Here is a 15,155-nt window from a genome sequence, read left to right on the forward strand (position 1 = left end):
GGGGCCCCGGGGCGGGGGGGGGGGGGGCGGCCCGCCCCCGCGCCTCCCGTCCGTCAGGAGACCGCCATCAGTCCGCAGCGGCCGCCTGCACCTGCCGCTGCACCCGACCGAGCATGCCGACCATGCCCCGGATCCGCAGCGGGCTGACCGCCTCGGTGAGTCCGAGCGTCAGCGGGTAGTCCACCGGGACCGCCAGGACCTCGGGTACGGACAACCCGGACAGCCCCTGCGCCAGGATCGACGCGAAGCCACGGGTGGTCGGTGCCTCGCGCGGCGCCGTCGCGTGCATCCGGACCACGTCCGGCGCATCGCCCTCCGCACCCACCGTGACGGTGATGAAGACAGGGGACTGGCACTCCTCGACACGCTCGAGCTCGTCCTCGTGCCCCTGCAGCCGCTCGGGCAGCGCAGGCAGCTCGTCGGAGAACTCGAGGAGCAGCTGGAGGCGGTCCTGCTGCGAGAGTTCGAGGAAGTCGTCGCGGATCTCGGCGAGGGGGCGGGGGAGTTCGGTGCTCATCGGGTGGGAACGGTACCCGGCTCGGTGCCCGTGGCGATCGGGACGCGCACGGCGCTGCCCCACTCGGTCCACGAACCGTCGTAGTTGCGGACGTTGTCGTAGCCGAGCAGGTGCTGCAGCACGAACCAGGTGTGGCTCGAGCGCTCGCCGATGCGGCAGTAGGCGATGACCTCGTCGGCGCCCCCGATGCCGGCGCCGTCGCGGTAGACGGCGTCCAGTTCCTGCCGGCTCTTGAACGTGCCGTCGGGAGCGGCCGCGGTGGCCCAGGGGATGTTCACGGCGGTCGGGACGTGTCCGGCGCGCAGGGCGCCCTCCTCCGGGTAGTCCGGGGCCGTGGTGCGCTCGCCGGAGTACTCGGGGGCGCTGCGCACGTCGATGAGCGGCTTGCCGAGGTGCTCGAGCACGTCCTCCTTGAAGGCGCGGACCTGTTCGTCGCGGCGCTCCACGACGGGGTACTCGACCGGGGTGACCTCGGTACGGTCGGTCGTGACCGCGCGGTCCTCGGCGATCCACTTCGCCCGGCCACCGTCGAGCAGCCGGACGTCCTCGTGGCCGAACAGCGTGAACACCCAGAGGGCGTACGCGGCCCACCAGTTGTTCTTGTCGCCGTAGATCACGACGGTGGTGTCGCGGCCGATGCCCTTGCCGCCGACGAGCCGGGCGAAGGCCTCGCCGTCGATGTAGTCGCGCTGGACGGGGTCGTTGAGGTCGGTGTGCCAGTCGATCTTCACCGCGCCGGGGACGTGGCCCGTCTCGTAGAGCAGGACGTCCTCGTCGGACTCGACGACCACGAGGTCGGGGGACCCGGCACCGGCGTCGAGCTGCTCCTGGAGCCACTCGGTCGACACCAGGCGCTCGGGGTGGGCGTAGGCGGCGAACTTCTCGGACGGGTCGACCGGTGCGGTCATCGGGGGTACCTCCAGGCTGCGGGACGAGCGGGGCGGGCGAGGCATAGGATCGGTCCTCGGTGCCCGCGGGCAACGGTACGCGGACGTACCGACCGCCACCTGCAACGTGACACCGCACGACATGCTTCCCGGAGGGGCCACACTTGCCTGCACACCTCGTCGACCGTGATCCGCAGGTGACGCCGCAGCAGATGGCCGCCGCGCTCGTCCCGCCGCCGCAGTTCGCCGACGCGTCGTTCGCCAGCTACCGGCCGGACCCCGAGTACCCGTCGCAGGCGGCGGTGCGCGACGCGGTCGAGGCCTTCGTCGCGACGCGGCCGGAGCCAGCGCGGCGCGGACTGTTCGGCCGCCGCCGCGAGCCGGTCCAGCCGGCGCGCTCCGGCGTGTACCTCGACGGCGGGTTCGGTGTCGGCAAGACGCACCTGCTCGCCGCGGCCTACCACGCGGAGCCGTCGCGGAAGACGTTCGGTACGTTCATCGAGTACACCGCGCTCGTCGGCGCGCTCGGGTTCCAGGGCACGGTCGACCTGCTCCGTGGGACGTCCCTGGTGTGCATCGACGAGTTCGAGCTCGACGACCCGGGCGACACGATGGTGATGACCCGACTCATCAAGGAGCTGTCCGAGTCGGGCACGCGTTTCGCGGCGACGTCGAACACCCCGCCCGGTGCGCTGGGCGAGGGCCGGTTCGCCGCGCAGGACTTCCTGCGCGAGATCCAGGCGATGTCCGACCGGTTCGAGACGATGCGGATCGACGGGCTCGACTACCGCCGTCGGGCCGTGGACGAGTCGGCGCGGGTGGTCGGGGACGTCGTCGGTGCACTGCCCGGTGGTGCGACGACGCTCGACGACTTCCGGGCGGTCGTGGACCACCTGGCGACCGTGCACCCGTCGAAGTACGTCGCGCTGGTGGACGGGCTCGACGCCGTCGGGCTCACCGACGTGCAGGCGTTCACCGACCAGACCGACGCACTGCGCTGGGTGGCGCTCGTCGACCGCCTCTACGACGCGCAGGTGCGCATCGTCGCGTCCGGTACGCCGCTCGACCAGGTGTACCCGCAGGCGATGCTCGACGGCGGCTACCGCAAGAAGTACCTGCGGGCCGCGTCGCGCGTGGTCGCGCTGTCCCGCGCGGCCGACTGAGCCACCGTCGGACGGGAGGCCCGTGGCGACACCGCCACGGGCCTCCCGTCCGACGCGCGCGTCCGTCCGGCCCTCGCGGCGTCCCGTCAGCGGTGTCGGACCCGTCATCCGGTGTCCGGAAACACACCGTTCACACGGGAGCCCCACGCGTTACACCCGCGAAACACATCGTGCTCCCTCGCGAAACGTCGCCTCGCCAGACTCGTCAGCACCCGAGGGCGGTCCCGAGAGCCGCACTGCAATCGCGAGAGGTGAACAGATGCTTGATCAGGGCAACACGGCATTCGTGTTGATCATGGCGGCGCTGGTGTTGTTCATGACACCCGGCCTGGCCTTCTTCTACGGCGGCCTGGTGAAGGCCAAGTCCGTCATCAGCATGATGATGATGTCCTTCGGAGCGATCGCCCTGGTCGGCGTCCTCTGGGTGCTCTACGGCTACGCGATCGCCTTCGCGAACCACGGCGAGGGCACGAACGTCGCAGGCATCGTCGGGTTCTTCAGCATCGACTGGAACCAGATCGGCCTCGGCCAGGCGTTCGAGGAGGCCAAGGCCTCGACGATCAACGCCGCGTACCCGTCGATGGCGTTCGTGGGCTTCCAGGCCACCTTCGCGATCATCACCGTCGCCCTGATCTCCGGCGCGATCGCCGACCGCGCGAAGTTCGGCGCGTGGATGATCTTCGCCGGCGTCTGGGTCACCGTCGTCTACTTCCCAGTCGCCTCCTGGGTCTTCAACCTCACCTCGGGCATGTTCGCCACGTGGGGCGTCATCGACTTCGCCGGTGGCACCGCGGTGCACATCAACGCCGGCGCCGCAGGTCTCGCCCTGGCGCTCGTGCTCGGCAAGCGCGTCGGCTTCGCCAAGGGCGCGCACAAGCCGCACAACCCGCCCTTCGTGCTCCTCGGTGCGGCCATCCTCTGGTTCGGCTGGTTCGGCTTCAACGCCGGCTCGGAGGGCGCCGCTGACGGCATCGCCGCCCTCGCCTGGGTGAACACGCTCGCCGCTCCGGCCGCCGCGATCCTCGGGTGGCTCCTCATCGAGAAGCTCAAGGACGGCAAGGCCACCTCCGTCGGTGCTGCCTCGGGTGCCGTCGCCGGTCTCGTCGCGATCACCCCGGCCTGCGCCGCGCTCACCCCGGGCTGGGGCATCCTGCTCGGCTTCCTCGCCGGTGTGGTCTGCTGCTTCGCGATCGACCTCAAGTACAAGCTCGGCTTCGACGACTCGCTCGACGTCGTGGGCGTCCACCTCGTCGGCGGCATCTTCGGTACGCTCTACCTCGGCTTCTTCGCCGACGACACCGGTCTCATCTACTCGGGCTCCTTCGAGCAGCTCGGCAAGCAGGCCGTCGCCGCCGCAGCCGTCCTGGTCTACTCGTTCGTCCTGGCCTTCGTGATCGGCTTCGCCATCGAGAAGACGATCGGCTTCCGCGTGAAGACCGAGGACGAGGTCGCCGGCATCGACACCGCGGTCCACGGTGAAGAGGGCTACGTCCTCTACGAAGAGCGCGACGAGACCCCGGTCTCGGTCCGCTAGACACCGCACCACCCGCACGACGACGGGCCCCGCGCACACAGCAGGCGCGGGGCCCGTCGTCGTGTGCGGTGCCGGTCACAGTGGTCGCGACCACGGCGGGTGGTGCCTGCCACGGACGGGAGGCGCGGTGCGGGGCGGACCCACCGCGCCTCCCGTCCGGTGGTCGCGACCACGGCGCGTGGTGCGCCGCGCTGTCAGGTCACCAGGCGTAGTCCTCCGGCGAGGTGTCGTGGCCCGGGAAGATCTCGTCGAGCCGGTCGAGGGCGCGCTGTTCGAGTCGGATGTCGACGGCGCGCACCGCGGACTCCCACTGCTCCATCGTGCGCGGGCCGGTGATCGGCGCCGTCACACCGGGCTGGTGCAGCAGCCACGCCAGGGCCAGCTCGCCCGGGGTGTGACCGAGCTCCTTCGCGAGCGACTCGTACGCGGTGAGCTGGTCGCGGTGGCCCTCGACGTACTCCGCGCTGCGGCCGGACAGGCGTCGGGAGCCGTTCTCGGTCTTCTCGATGACCCCGCCGAGCAGTCCGCCCTGCAACGGCGACCACGGGATGACCCCGATGCCGTACTCACGGGCGGCGGGCAGGACCTCGCGCTCGACGTCGCGCACGACGAGGTTGTAGATCGACTGCTCGCTCACCAGGCCGAGGCTGCCCCGGCGTACGGCTGCCTCCTGCGCCTGCGCGATGTGCCACCCGGCGAAGTTCGACGATCCGACGTAGAGCACCTTGCCCTGCTGCACGGCGACGTCGATCGCCTGCCAGATCTCGTCCCACGGGGTCGCCCGGTCGACGTGGTGGAACTGGTACAGGTCGACGTGGTCGGTCTGCAGCCGACGGAGGCTCGCGTCGAGCGACTGCCGGATGTTCAGCGCGCTCAGCTTGCCGCCGTTCGGCCAGTCGGTCATCTCGCCGTAGACCTTCGTCGCGAGGACGGTCTTCTCGCGTCGACCGCCGCCCTTCGCGAACCAGCGGCCGATGATCTCCTCGGTGGCACCCTTGCCCACCGAGCCGCCGTAGCCGTTGGCGGTGTCGAAGAAGTTCACGCCGAGCTCGTGCGCCCGGTCCATGATCGCGTGCGAGTCGTCCTCGCTGGTCTCCGGTCCGAAGTTCATCGTGCCGAGCACCGCTCGTGACACCGACAGCCCTGTCCGTCCGAGGTGTGTGTAGTCCATGCCTCCGGTCTACGCGGGTGCGGGTGTGCGAACCAGGCCCTGCGGGTGCCGGTCATGCGCCCGGCGTAGAACGGGACGAGCCGTCCTCCACGGAGCGCGGCCGATGCACCCCACACGGAAGGACGCACCATGCCCGCGAAGGACGAGATCCCCAGCACCCTGCAGCGGTCGCCGGAGCACGCGCAGGACATCTTCGCCGAGACGCTCGACTCGGCGAACGAGACGTACGGTCCGGGAGAGCGCGCACACCGCACCGCCTACGCCGCCGTCAAGCACGAGTACGAGAAGGTCGGCGACCACTGGGAGGAGAAGGACTCCTCCGGCCCGTCGGACTCCGGCGCGGCGGGCACGCGCGGCTCCGGGGAGACCCAGGGCGGCGTCGACGCGAACGCCTCGAAGGCGCACCTGATGGAGGTCGCGAAGCGCCTCGACGTCAGCGGCCGCTCGACGATGGACAAGGACGAACTCGTCCAGGCGATCAAGCGGGCGAACGACCGAGCGACGGCAGCGGCGCGGCGGTGACCGGACCGGCGACGGTCGCGTGGGGGTGACCGCGCCGGCGACGGCCGCGGTTGCGCGGCGTCCGGACCGGCTGTCGACTCGTTCGTGCATGCTCCGCCCGGCATGCGCCGTGGACCGAGGGGAGTAGCGTGCCGCGGGTGAACACGCCAGCACTCCGTGGCAGCCGGATCCTCGGCTTCGGCCACCACCAACCCGACCGGGTCCTCACCAACGACGAACTGTCGACGATGGTCGACACGAACGACGAGTGGATCACCACCCGCACCGGCATCAGGACCCGCCGGATCGCGGGCCCCGACGACAGCGTCGTGTCGATGGCGATCGAGGCCGGCCGGATGGCCGTCGCCGACGCCGGTCTCGAGCCCTCCGACATCGGGCTCGTGATCGTCGCCTCGACCACGCACCGCGAGCGGTCGCCGTACACGGCCGGACGGGTCGCCGCGGCGCTCGGGATGGCGAACGGTCCGGCACCCATCGACATCAACACGGCGTGCAGCGGCTTCGAGTACGCGATGGCCCTCGCCGACCAGTCGATCCGCGTCGGCGCCTCGGACACCGCCCTCGTGATCGGCTCCGAGACCCTGTCCAGCATCGCCGACTGGACGGACCGCTCGACATGCGTGCTCGTCGGCGACGGTGCCGGAGCCGTGGTGATCGGTGCTGCCGACACCGCGGAGATCGGACCCGTGTCGTGGGGGAGCGTGCCGCACCTCAACGAGGCCGTGCTGGTCACGCGCGACCCCGAGTACTTCACGCAGCAGGGTCGGTCGATCTACCGCTGGGCGATCACGGAGGCCGAGGGACACGCCCGCGCGGTCGTCGACGCAGCCGGAGTGACGCTCGACGACATCGGCGTCCTCGCCTTCCACCAGGCGAACCTGCGCATCATCGAGCCCCTGGCCGAGGCACTCGGCGGCGGGGACAAGTACGTCGTGCGGGACGTGGTCGAGTCGGGGAACACCTCGGCCGCGAGCGTGCCGCTCGGGCTGTCGAAGGCGTGGCACCGCGGGGAGCTGCCGGAGGACACCCTGGCGCTGCTGTTCGGCTTCGGCGGGGGCTTCGCGCACGCCGGGCAGGTGGTGCGGACGCCGAAGCGGCGCTCGTGACCCGGTGACGCGCTGACCGAGGCGGCCCGTCGACGGGCGCCATCAGTCGACGGTCGCCGGACGTCGGGCATCGGCAGTTGTTGACGGAGCCTGTCGACGGCGCTGACCGTCGACGGACGCGGACCGCGCACGGACGGGAGGCGCGGTGCACGCTGGCACCGCGCCTCCCGTCCGTCAGCCGCGCGCCGTCAGCCGTGCGACGTCAGCCGCGCCCGTCGGGTACCTCGCGGTCGTGCTGGGGGTCACGGTGCGGCGTGTCCGCCCAGAGGTCCTCGTCGTCTCGCTCCTTCCGGCGCCACGGCAGCGCTCGACGTTCCTTCTCGTCCGTTCGTCCGTCGCCGGCCGCTCGGTCCTTCGCCCCACGGCCGCGCTCCTTCGTCAGCTTCGTCGGCTTCGTCTCGAGGACGACGGGGAAGTGCCGCGGTGGCAGTCCGAAGCCCTCGCGGGACGCCTGGACGACCTTCTTGCCGAGTGCGTGGTTGCCCAGGCCGCCGACGGCCGCGCCGATGCCGAACGGCAGCGCACGGCCGAGGACCGAGGCGCCCTGCCGCGCTGCGAAGCGCTTGATGAACTGGTCGCGGACCTTGCCACCGATGCCGCTCACCACCTGCTTCGGCAGGGAGGCGGTCACCATCTCGCCCCAGAACGCCGAGCGTGCCTGGCCCCCGGTGGCCTGACCGGCGAGCTGCTTGACGAGTTGCGTCCCCGGAGCGCCGAGGATGAGGGCCATCACGAGGGTGCGCGAGCGTTCCGGGTCCTCGAGGGCGATGCCGTGCACCTCGGTCACCGACTGCGCGAAGAGTGCCGTGGCCTCGAGGAAGCCGACCGTCTCGGCACCGCTGAGGCCGAGCGCCGCTGCCATGCCGACCCCGGGGATCACCGCACTCGCTCCCACGGCAGCACCACCCGTGGTCACCGCTGTGAGGTACTGCCGCTCGAGGATCTGGATGACCTCGGCGGGGCTCGCATCCGGGTGGCGACGCCGCACGGCGTTCACGTGCGCGACCACCACGGGACGCTGCACGGCGATGACGCGGTCGAGCATCTTGGTCCACCCCGTGGGGTTCTCGGGTGCGGGGGTGCGGTCGTCGCGGGTGTCGGACTGGACCGGGGCGGGCGGCATCGGCACGATCGCCCCGTCGTTGTGCTGTCGGGCCATGACGCAGAACGTACGCCGACGCGGTGGGAGCTCCGCACTCGCAGGACGCCGCGCGCGCCGGCTCGGTGGTCGTGCAGGTCGTCGTCACCGGCACGGCACACCCGCTCGGAGGAGCTTCGCGCGCAAGCGCTCGGGTTCCATCAGGTCGGCCCAGACGACCCGGACGACCGTGCGGACCTCGGGGAACGACCGGATGAAGTCCTCGCGCTGCTTCTCCTGCCAGTGTGCGGCGGCGGCGTCCGCACCGTCGCCGTACTTCGCCCGCCCGTCGACCTCGACGACGACGCCCTGGTCCGGGAACCAGAAGTCGACGACTGCCGTCCGGTCTCCCGCGCGGCTGAAGACGTGCTGCTGGACGGGCTCCGGCGTCCCGAGCAGTCGGAAGCGCACCCGGCACACCGACTCCGCCGGAGAGTCGGACAGCGCCGACCCCATCCCGAGCGCCGTCGCCGCCTTGTCACGTGCAACGGTGACCGTGTCGGCCGCCTCCGCCAGCATCTCCGGGAGCACACGGCGATCGTGCAACGCCGCGTCGACGGCCGGGAGCACTGCGCCGAGCGGTTCGGTCACGGCCATGTCCACCAGGACGTCGACGAGCGGTTCGACCGTGAGCCCTCCGAACCTGGAGGGGGTGTATGGCGGCGTCCCCTCCCATCGGCCGCGGGGCGCACGCGCGACGGTTGGCCGGACTCGCTGGTACGTCGTCGTCTCCACGCGAGAACGCCGCGGATCCCGCAGTTCCACGCGGTCCGGTGGGGCACCGACGAGGGGGAGCCCGTACGCGAGTGCAGCGCTGCGATGTGCCAGCAGTCTCGGGGGCTGGATGCGGTGTGCGGTGGCGCGCACCAGCAAGAGGTGGTGTTCCTCTGGCAGGAGGTCGGTGATCGCTGCTGGATCGACCAGGACACCGGGCCGGATAGGCCGGAGCTCGCCGCGCTGTGCTCGACGTTGCAGTGCGCGGCGCTCTGCGGAGGGGAAGCGACTCGTCCGGATCAGCGGGACGGCGAGGACTCGTTCGTGCATGTCCGTAAGCGTCGCGCCGTGGACCGGCGAGACCGGCGGGGGAGAGCTGAACTGGGGATGGTGAGCCGGACCTCCCGGCTGTGGAGGAGTGACGGTGGCGAGGAGTGCGACAACGTTGATGTCGTACGACAGCGGATCTGTCGTGTCAGCCGCGAGGGGCCGCGGTCTCGCGAGAAGTACGACGAATCCGTTGTCGTACGACAGCGGGTGAGTCGTACGACAGCGCCAGCCAGCGAGCCCCGCTCCCCGCGCCCGCAGCGTGCGCCAGGGCCGCCGCGCTACCGCCGCGCGAGCTGCGCACGCAGCGGCAGGTCCTGGTCCTCGAGGATGAACTGGGCGCCGACGGCCGTGCGCGCGTGCACGACGACCGGCGCGAGCAGGTTCACCGTCGTGCCGGACGCCCCCGGGTTGGCGACCACGAGCAGCATCGCGTCGGCGGGGTCGGTCAGGCCGATCAGGGCCGCCTGCTCGTCGGTGAGCTCGGGCGCGTAGTCGGGCAGGTGCACCGCGGCGTCGAGCAGGAACAGCCGGGCGTCGTCGCCGTGCAGGGCGAAGAGCCCCTCGACACCCTCGACGGGCTCCAGGGTGAACACGGGTGCCGGCGACAGCCCGAACGGGGGCGTGGGGAAGGTCAGGTCGATGTTCATCGGAGGTAGTCCATCAGGGTCGGCTGCAGGACCTTCGCGGTGACGGCGAGGGCTGCCTGGTAGGTGGTCTGCTGCACCTGCAGGTCGAGGACCGCACCGGCGAGGTCGAGGTCCTCGATGCCGGCGCGACGGGTCTCCAGCGCGACGGACGAGGTCTTCAGCGCGTCCTGCGCCCCCAGTGCCGCCGCGTGCCGCACACCCACGTCGGCCTGCGCCGCACGGAGGGTGCCGAACGCCGCGTCGACGTCGTTGAGCTTCGGGTTCACGTTCACACCGTTCTGCAGGTCGGCGACGATGCCGTCGATCACCGCGAAGGCCGACGTCGCGCCGGAGCCGAACGCCGCGGCCCCCGGGGTGTCGACCCGCACGGTCTGGGCGTCGCCGACGCGTCGGGACACCGCGGTGGTCGCAGCGGCGAAGCCGTCGGCGCTCGTGTAGGCGGTCGCCTCGGTCGAGGAGCCGGCGAAGACCGACCGCGTGCCGTAGGTCGTGTTGGCGGCGGACTCGAGGTCGGCCTTGAGCGCCCGGAACTGCGTGATGAACGCGTCGCGGGCGGTGTCGTCCATCACACCGGAGTTCGCGGCCTGCACGGTCAGGTCCCGCACCGTCGTCAGCACCGCGTGGGCGCCGGACAGGGCACTGTCGGTCGTCGCGAGCCAGCCCACCGCGTCGTTCGCGTTGCGCGTGTACTGCGCGGCGGCGGCCTGCTCCTTCCGCACCTGCATCGACGAGCCGGTGCCGACCGGGTCGTCCGACGGCTTCGCGATCGCCTGCAGCGTGGTGGCGCGCTGCGTGGCGTCGGCGACGCGGGCGGCGTTCGCCTGCAGCCGCTCCGTCGCGGCCGTGATCGACATCTGGGTGGTCACACGGGTGATCACGGTCAGCCCCTCCCGACGAGTCCGACGCGGTTGATGAGCGTGTCGAGCATCTCGTCGACCGCGGTGAGGACGCGCGCTGCGCCCTGGTAGGCGTGCTGGTAGCTGAGCAGGTTGACGTTCTCCTCGTCGAGGTCCACGCCGGCGCCGGACTGCTGCTGCGTGCGCGCGCTGGTGAGGGCGAGTCCGGTGAGCGTCGCCTCCGACGAGGCCGTCCGGGAGGCGCTGCCCACCCCCGCCACGAAGCTCGCCCAGGTGCGGTCCGCACCCCCGGCGACCGTACCGAGTCGCGAGAGCGTGTCGGCGAACGAGTCGTCGAGTTGCCCCGCCGCGTTCCGCGTCGCCAGCCCGTCGCCGTCGGTCGGGACGACCGAGAGGCCCTGCGCGGCCCGGGTGCCCGCGGCGAGGGCGAAGAACGGCGCTCCGGTGGCACCCGAGGGCGTGGTGCCCTTCGCGTGCTCGGTGTTCACGGTCTCGGCGAGTCGGGTCGCGACCCGGTCGTACGCGGCTGACGCCTCGGCGATGGCGCCGCCCGTGCCGCCGGCAGCGGGGGCGAGGAGTGCGAGCGCGCCACCGATCGAGCCGCCGTCGAGCGTCACCGAGCCGGCACTGCCCGAGGTCCAGCGGAGGGACACGGCAGCGCCGTCGCCCAGACGCGCGCCGCCCTCGAGCGCGACGGTGCGGACGGTGTCGCCCTGCACGAGCGGGTTGCCGCCGAGGAGGACGTCGACGGTGCCGTCGGAGTTCGTCCGGACCGTGCCACCGGCGAGTCCCGCGATCTGCTGCGTGAGCCGGTCGCGCTGGTCCTGCAGTTCGTTCGCGCTGCCACCGGCGGCGCGGGCCGACCGGATCTGCACGTTCAGCCCGGCGACCTGCTCCGCCGCGGCGTTGAGCTGGTCGACCTGGGTCGCGGCCGTCGAACGGACCGTCGCCCACTGCGTGTCGAGCGCCCTCGAGCCGGTGGCGAGGGCGGTCGCGACGGTGGTCGCGGCGGCGATCACGGACGAGGCGGCGCCCGCGTCGTCGGGGTGCGCGGCGAGGTCGCCCCACGCGGACCAGAAGACGTCGAGCTGTGCCGACAGACCGTTCTTCCCGGGCTCGTGCAGGCCGTCCTCGATCGCCGAGAGCCCGGTCGCGCGGGTCTGTGCCCAGGCCGACGAGCCGGTCGCCGCGCGGAGGCCGGCGTCGAGCGTCAGGGAGCCGAGGCGTGCGATGCCGTCGACGGAGACGCCCTGCCCGGCGAGGGCAGCGGTGCCGTGCACGAAACCGGTCTGCACGGCGGGGACCGACGACTGCGTGACGCGCTGGCGCGTGTACCCGGCGGTGCCGGCGTTGGCGATGTTCTGCCCGGTGACGTCGATGCCGGCGCGTGCCGCGGTGAGGCCGGAGTAGGCGGTCGCGAGGGATCCGAAGGTGCTCACCACGGTGCTACAGGGTCCCCTCGAACAGGCGTGCGCCGTCGGGACGGGAGCCGGAGCTGCCCGAGGCGTCGTAGGTGGACGCGTCGCCGACCGAGCCGGCGAGGGTCTCCTCGGTGGCCTGGGCAGCCGTCCGGAGGAAGCGGTCGTTCTCGTCGCGGAGCGCGCCGATGTGCGTCGTCAGCTCGACCATCGCGGCGAGGTGCGTCGCGAGGATCTCGCCCCAGGGTCCGTTCGGCGCGGCGGCGACCACGTCGCGCAGGGGAGCGTCGGGGTCGACACCCCACTCCTCGGCGACGGCGGCACTCGACGCGGCGCGCTCGAGCCCGGTGCTGCGGAGCCGTTCGAGGACCTGCTCGACCTCGCGGCTGGCGTGCGACACCCAGCGGGAGCGCCCGGCGGCGAGTAGGAGCTGCTCCTCCTCGAGCTTGAACGTGAGCAGTTCGAGCAGTTCGCGCTCGCGCCAGAGGACGGCGGACAGGTCGTTCACGCTCATGGCTCCTCCCGGTTCGGGATCGGTGTCGGCGACCAGCGGGTCGTGCCGGTCCGCCTTCCGGTGGACAGCGGGGACTATCGACGCCGAGCGGTCCGTCGTAAGCGGACCGCGGCGGTGGACGCGGGCACGAGACGGGCCGGCGCTGCTCGGCGGAGCGGTGCCGCGCCTCCCGGCCGTGCGCTCCCGGGGGACGCACCGTCACCCAGACCGGGGGACAGAACCGGCGGTTCGTGCCGGTTTGTCCGCCGAAGTGCGGACCGCTGGAACCCCGCGTCCCCCCGCACTGGGGACGTTCACAGCCTGCACCGGTGACTTCCCAGCCGATACATTCGAACCGCACCGCGGGGGACACTCCCGCACCGCGTCGCAGGGGCGCGGGTGCACCGCCCGGAGGGAACCGGGTGGTTCTTCGTCGACCGCACCGGCCTCCCGAGGGCCGGTGTCCGTCGCGCCCACGGACGGGTCAGTCAGCACGTCGACCAGGGGAAGCCAATGGACCGGAACGCACGCAACGCGATGATCGTGGAGCACCTGCCGCTCGTCGGCTACATCGTGTCGGACGTCCGTGCGCGGGCCACCCACCTCGACCGTGACGACCTGGCTGCCGTGGGCTCGCTCGCACTCGTCGCCGCCGCCGAGGCCTTCGACCCGGAGCTCGGCGTGCCCTTCGGCGCCTACGCCCGCACCCGGATCACCGGTGCGCTCGCGGACGACATGCGCTCGTCCGACTGGGCGTCGCGCGGCACCCGGAAGCGCATCCGCGAGACCCTCGCGACGCAGGAGGCCCTGTCCGCCCGACTCGGTCGCTCGGTCGGCGTGCAGGAGATCGCCGACGCGATGGGCGTCGACCGCCAGACCGCCGCCGACGCCATGTCCGACGCCGCACGGACGGTCGGCACGATCGACGAGACCGTGCACGACGTCATCGCGTCCGAGGACCCGCTGCCCGGTGAGGACCTGCTCGAGGCCGAGAAGCGCCGCTACCTGCGCGCCGCCGTCGCCGCGCTGCCCGACCGGATGCGCCACGTCGTCGAGAACGTCTACTTCGGCGACCGCTCGGTCACCGAGGTCGCGGCCGAGCTCGGGATCACGCACTCCGCGGTGTCGCAGCAGCGGTCCGAGGCGATGCGGCTCCTGCGCGACGGCCTCGCCGAGCACTACGGCGACGGCACCGCGGTCGAGCCGGTGTCGCGCACGACCGCCGCGCGGCGCAGTGCGTACCTGGCGCGGGTCGCCGCGAACGCCGCCGCCGGCGTCGCCCGGGCGGTGCAGGACGCGTCGGCGCCGACGGTCGTCGCAGCCAGCTGATCTTCGGCGAGGAGATTTCCTCGCCGACACCTAACGACCTCGGCGAACCTGCCGAGAGTCACGGATGTCAGCCCATGGACGGGCAGACACCACCACCCAAGGATTCACGGAGGAAACCACCATGGGTATGTCCATCAACACCAACCTCTCGGCACTCAACACGTACCGGAACCTCAACTCGACGCAGAACGACCTGTCGAAGTCCCTCGAGAAGCTCTCGACGGGTCTCCGCATCAACCGTGCTGCCGACGACGCTGCCGGTCTGACGATCTCCGAGGGACTCAAGTCGCAGGTCGGTGGCCTCACGGTCGCCGCCCGCAACGCGCTGGACGGCATCTCCGTCGTGCAGACCGCTGAAGGTGGCCTCACCGAGACCCACTCGATCCTCCAGCGCATGCGCGACCTCGCTGTCCAGGCGGGTAACGACTCGAACAACGAGACGTCGCGTACGGCGATCTCGACCGAGGTCGGCGAGCTCCAGAAGGAGCTCACCCGTATCTCGGAGTCGACCAACTTCAACGGCCTCAACCTGCTCGACGGTTCGAACGCCACCATGAAGTTCCAGGTCGGTGCGAACGGTGACGCCAGCAGCCAGATCACGGTCGACCTCTCCGGTGCGAACGTGGCGGACGTCGCGAAGTCACTGTCGGTCCTCAACGGCCAGGAGTTCACCCCGGCCGACGTTTCGACCCTGACTGGTGGCACTTTCACGTCCACCAAGGGTGACAGCGTGACGACGGTCACGACGGGCACCCTGACGCCGGCGAAGGCTGCCGACGGTAAGTACGCGGACACCACCGAGTACGCGGCAGCCCTGAACGCCGACGACAAGTTCGCGGCCTCCTTCACCGCGGTCGCTGACAAGGACGGCAAGAAGCTGACCGTCGTTGCGAAGGACGGTGGCACCGTTTCGGCGGGCGCCGCCACGACCCTCGGTGCCGGTACGGCGTCGAAGGCCGGTATCGCGTTCAGCTCCGCTGGCGAGGCGCAGCTCGCCATCAAGGCAATCGACACGCAGATCGCCGCTGTGTCGTCCGCTCGCTCGAGCCTCGGTGCGGTCCAGAACCGCTTCGACCACGCCATCAACGTGACGAACGTGGCCAAGGAGAACCTGACCGCTGCTGGTTCGCGCATCACCGACGTCGACATGGCGCAGGAGATGGTCAAGTACACCCGCGACAACATCCTGAGCCAGGCCGGCACCTCGATGCTCGCGCAGGCGAACCAGAGCACCCAGGGCGTGCTCTCGCTCCTCCGCTAGCACCACCGACGCCGTCGTCCGGAGGAGTTCGAGTCCTCCGGACGGCGGCGTCACCACACCCACGACCA

15 protein-coding genes are annotated in these 15,155 nt (G+C 71.6%); 6 read left to right on the forward strand and 9 right to left on the reverse strand.

Annotated elements, in window-relative coordinates; translation table 11 throughout:
* Positions 1-67: 67 nt before the first annotated feature.
* Both M3666_RS12740 and M3666_RS12745 read right to left on the reverse strand, forming a co-directional pair.
* Entirely contained in the window at positions 68-517 is a 450-nt protein-coding gene (locus tag M3666_RS12740) for a SufE family protein (RefSeq protein WP_251155417.1), read from the reverse strand.
* The gene (locus tag M3666_RS12745) at positions 514-1,425 is read right to left on the reverse strand and encodes a sulfurtransferase (RefSeq protein ID WP_066654084.1); all 912 of its coding nucleotides are present in this window, start codon (positions 1,423-1,425) and stop codon (positions 514-516) included. The genes M3666_RS12740 and M3666_RS12745 overlap by 4 nt, the downstream gene beginning before the upstream one ends.
* A gap of 191 nt (positions 1,426-1,616) precedes the next feature.
* On the opposite strand from M3666_RS12745, the gene zapE reads away from it, so the two are divergent.
* Positions 1,617-2,567, forward strand: a complete 951-nt coding sequence (zapE, locus tag M3666_RS12750) for a cell division protein ZapE (RefSeq protein WP_081985283.1) — start codon at positions 1,617-1,619, stop codon at positions 2,565-2,567.
* Between the two features lie 259 nt (positions 2,568-2,826).
* Positions 2,827-4,101, forward strand: coding sequence for an ammonium transporter (locus M3666_RS12755; protein ID WP_251155418.1), 1,275 nt, complete (start codon positions 2,827-2,829; stop codon positions 4,099-4,101).
* Between the two features lie 199 nt (positions 4,102-4,300).
* Here the strand turns inward: M3666_RS12755 and M3666_RS12760 are convergent, their stop codons facing one another.
* Positions 4,301-5,272, reverse strand: coding sequence for an aldo/keto reductase (locus M3666_RS12760; RefSeq protein WP_251155419.1), 972 nt, complete (start codon positions 5,270-5,272; stop codon positions 4,301-4,303).
* A 129-nt stretch (positions 5,273-5,401) separates the two neighbouring features.
* Here M3666_RS12760 and M3666_RS12765 point away from each other — a divergent pair, with 129 nt between their 5' ends.
* Both M3666_RS12765 and M3666_RS12770 read left to right on the forward strand, forming a co-directional pair.
* Positions 5,402-5,794 carry a ChaB family protein gene (locus M3666_RS12765; protein WP_251155420.1) on the forward strand — a complete coding sequence of 131 codons (393 nt, stop codon included), beginning with the start codon at positions 5,402-5,404 and terminating at the stop codon, positions 5,792-5,794.
* 137 nt (positions 5,795-5,931) lie between these two features.
* Positions 5,932-6,900: a beta-ketoacyl-ACP synthase 3 gene (locus tag M3666_RS12770; RefSeq protein WP_209682805.1), complete on the forward strand. Its 969-nt coding sequence runs from the start codon at positions 5,932-5,934 to the stop codon at positions 6,898-6,900.
* A gap of 202 nt (positions 6,901-7,102) precedes the next feature.
* Here the strand turns inward: M3666_RS12770 and M3666_RS12775 are convergent, their stop codons facing one another.
* The 6 genes from M3666_RS12775 to M3666_RS12800 form a co-directional block, all read right to left on the reverse strand.
* Positions 7,103-8,059: a hypothetical protein gene (locus M3666_RS12775; protein ID WP_251155421.1), complete on the reverse strand. Its 957-nt coding sequence runs from the start codon at positions 8,057-8,059 to the stop codon at positions 7,103-7,105.
* 84 nt (positions 8,060-8,143) lie between these two features.
* The gene (locus tag M3666_RS12780; protein ID WP_251155422.1) at positions 8,144-8,629 is read right to left on the reverse strand and encodes a hypothetical protein; all 486 of its coding nucleotides are present in this window, start codon (positions 8,627-8,629) and stop codon (positions 8,144-8,146) included.
* Positions 8,630-9,360: 731 nt separating this feature from the next.
* On the reverse strand, positions 9,361-9,729 hold the full coding sequence (gene fliW / locus M3666_RS12785; RefSeq protein ID WP_251155423.1) for a flagellar assembly protein FliW: 369 nt from the start codon (positions 9,727-9,729) through the stop codon (positions 9,361-9,363).
* On the reverse strand, positions 9,726-10,607 hold the full coding sequence (locus tag M3666_RS12790; protein WP_066654097.1) for a flagellin: 882 nt from the start codon (positions 10,605-10,607) through the stop codon (positions 9,726-9,728). The genes fliW and M3666_RS12790 overlap by 4 nt, the downstream gene beginning before the upstream one ends.
* A 2-nt stretch (positions 10,608-10,609) precedes the next feature.
* Positions 10,610-12,025 carry a flagellar hook-associated protein FlgK gene (flgK, locus tag M3666_RS12795; protein WP_251155424.1) on the reverse strand — a complete coding sequence of 472 codons (1,416 nt, stop codon included), beginning with the start codon at positions 12,023-12,025 and terminating at the stop codon, positions 10,610-10,612.
* A gap of 7 nt (positions 12,026-12,032) precedes the next feature.
* Positions 12,033-12,518 carry a flagellar protein FlgN gene (locus M3666_RS12800; protein WP_066654099.1) on the reverse strand — a complete coding sequence of 162 codons (486 nt, stop codon included), beginning with the start codon at positions 12,516-12,518 and terminating at the stop codon, positions 12,033-12,035.
* Between the two features lie 492 nt (positions 12,519-13,010).
* On the opposite strand from M3666_RS12800, the gene M3666_RS12805 reads away from it, so the two are divergent.
* Positions 13,011-13,826 carry a sigma-70 family RNA polymerase sigma factor gene (locus M3666_RS12805; protein ID WP_251155425.1) on the forward strand — a complete coding sequence of 272 codons (816 nt, stop codon included), beginning with the start codon at positions 13,011-13,013 and terminating at the stop codon, positions 13,824-13,826.
* A 121-nt stretch (positions 13,827-13,947) separates the two neighbouring features.
* Complete coding sequence (locus tag M3666_RS12810; protein ID WP_251155426.1) at positions 13,948-15,087, forward strand: flagellin; 1,140 nt, start codon at positions 13,948-13,950, stop codon at positions 15,085-15,087.
* The last annotated feature ends 68 nt before the right edge of the window (positions 15,088-15,155 follow it).

The organism is Curtobacterium sp. ODYSSEY 48 V2 (assembly GCF_023712625.1).
GTDB lineage: Bacteria > Actinomycetota > Actinomycetes > Actinomycetales > Microbacteriaceae > Curtobacterium.